The organism is Candidatus Infernicultor aquiphilus (assembly GCF_002784285.1).
Taxonomy (GTDB): Bacteria; Atribacterota; Phoenicimicrobiia; order Phoenicimicrobiales; family Phoenicimicrobiaceae; genus Infernicultor; species Infernicultor aquiphilus.
Genome location: NZ_PFKO01000371.1, coordinates 1 through 1,567 on the forward strand (window position 1 = coordinate 1; position 1,567 = coordinate 1,567).

The 1,567-nt window shown below is 29.7% G+C and carries 2 protein-coding genes; both read left to right on the plus strand.

The window, feature by feature from the left end; translation table 11 throughout:
• Window positions 1-487 (plus strand): DpnII family type II restriction endonuclease (locus COZ07_RS10465; RefSeq protein WP_406608511.1); only part of this gene is annotated, 487 nt, incomplete at its 5' end.
• On the plus strand, window positions 477-1,382 hold the full coding sequence (locus COZ07_RS10470; protein ID WP_406608512.1) for a site-specific DNA-methyltransferase: 906 nt from the start codon (window positions 477-479) through the stop codon (window positions 1,380-1,382). The genes COZ07_RS10465 and COZ07_RS10470, both read left to right, overlap by 11 nt.
• The last annotated feature ends 185 nt before the right edge of the window (window positions 1,383-1,567 follow it).

Sequence of the window (1,567 nt, forward strand, 5' to 3'; positions counted from 1 at the left end):
GCTAAATTTCGAAATAGATGCGTTGATTGATACATTGATTCGTTATAAAGAAAAAGGTTCCTATTCAGGCAAGAAAGAGAATAATCCGGAAGTAGTTATCGAAAATATTCTGGATGAAATGGGAATCGGATTTGAGGGGGGAGATTTAGGAGAACTAATAAATAATGCTCCAGATGAAAAACGAAGAATGGACTTTATCATTCCTAACAAAATGAGCCCAAAAATAATTATTGAGTGCTCATATTTAGTTACCACATCTTCAGGTCAAGGTGATAAGTCAAAGGCAGAAATTTCAATTGATTCTTTAATTAAAGAACATTATTCTGATGCTCATTTTTTAGGTTTCGTTGATGGTATTGGTTGGTATGTAAGAAAGAATGACCTAAAAAGAATGGTAACAGCTTATGAGGATGTTTTTACATTTCATGAAGAAGAGTTAGAACGATTTAAGCAATTATTAAAGGAGCTACTTGTTAATGATCAATGAATATATTAATAGGATAATTTTGGGGGATTGTTTGGAAGTTATAAAAAATATTCCAGATAATTCAGTAGACATAACATTTGCAGATCCTCCTTTTAATTTAAAGAAGAAATATAATGGATATAAAGATAATAAGGAATTTAATACGTATTTGGCTTGGTGTAAACAGTGGATATATGAAATGGTTAGAATTACAAAGCCTACTGGCTCTATATTTGTACATAATATTCCTAAATGGCTAACCTATTATTCAAGTTTTTTAAATGAAATCGCATACTTTAAACATTGGATTGCCTGGGATGCACCTTCTGCACCAATGGGAAAAACCTTACAACCTTCTCATTATGGTATTTTGTATTATGTGAAGGATTTAAAAAAAAGTAAGTTTTATGAAATTCGTTATCCGCATAAACGATGCAGAAAATGTGACTATCTCCTAAAAGATTATGGTGGGAAAAAAGCGAGCTTACACTCATTTGGCCCATTAGTTTCTGATGTTTGGACAGATATTCATCGTATAAAACACAACAAATATAGAGATGAACATCCATGTCAATTACCGATACATTTGTTAGAACGAATAATTCTAATGAGTACAGATGAAAATGATATTGTATTCGATCCATTTGTCGGAACTGGAACAACAGTTATTGCAGCAAAAAGATTAGGCAGAAGGTTTATTGGAATTGATATTGATGAAACATATGTAAATATCACAAAAAGCAAACTCTATAAAGAATCGCTTAAGTCTAAAATTGGTAATATTTGGGTTAGCTTTTATTTAAAAGAAGTAGTTACTATTAGAGATAAAGATTGGAACAAGTTATTAGAATATTTTAATATTCCTAAAAATATAAAAGAAATAGATTTTAAAAAGATAAAATTTAATAAATCTTAAAGGCAAAAATATAAAGGAATATATTTAATCTTTTGAGCCAACCCTTGACATTAGATATTCTAATTTTTTTACACACAATATCTTAATAAAATAATAAAAATAAAATAGGGACACGGTAGATTCAAGTTGCTAATGCAACAGTTTTCCGAAGACCTCATGCGGAGTTAAAAAACCTAAAGTTTTCC

What these genes read in the sequence shown, in the direction of transcription:
- COZ07_RS10470 (WP_406608512.1), top strand. Translation starts at nt 477, where the DNA reads ATGATCAATGAATATATTAATAGGATAATTTTGGGGGATTGTTTGGAA.